General features: G+C 60.4%; 1 pseudogene. It reads right to left on the reverse strand.

From position 1 onward, the window contains the following. Positions 1–586: pseudogene (locus tag ACP4IX_RS36485) on the reverse strand (NAD(P)/FAD-dependent oxidoreductase); the annotation flags it as partial. Between the last annotated feature and the right edge of the window lie 12 nt (positions 587–598).

Raw genomic sequence — 598 nt, forward strand, 5'->3', positions numbered from 1 at the left:
TGAGATAGAGACGCGGCGCGCCTTTCTCCGGGTGCCAGTTCAGTTCGGTGAGGTCTTCAAGAAACGGAAACGTGATCTCGTAGCCTGTCGCAAGCAGCACCAGATCGACCTGATCTTCCTGCCCATCGGTAAAGACAACCGTATCGCCGCGGACTTCCTTGATCGGCTTGCGCAACGTGACATCGCCCTGCCCCAGATGCTGGAGCACGAGCGAGTTCACGATCGGCGTCTTGTCATAAAGCCGGTGCTCGGGCTTTGGCAGGCCGAAGCGCTCCGGCGGCCCCACCAGAAACCGCAGGATCGGCTCATTCAGCATCGAGCGCAGGCGTTTGGGAATGATGAAACGCTTCGGCTTGTGATTGCCCTCGTCCGCCGGCTTTCCGGCGAGGAACTTCGGCACGAAGTGATTGCCGCCGCGCACGCTCCACAGCACCTGCTTGGCGCGGTGAATGGCATCGACAACGATGTCGCAACCGGTATTGCCCATGCCGACGACGAGCACACGCTTGCCTTCGAAGATGTCGGCCGTCTTGTAGTCCTTCGCGTGCATCAGCTTGCCGCTGAATTCGCCCGGAATCTTCGGCATCAGGGGATCGCT

It is taken from the genome of Streptomyces sp. WG5, from assembly GCF_049974565.1.
Lineage (GTDB): Bacteria > Actinomycetota > Actinomycetes > Streptomycetales > Streptomycetaceae > Streptomyces.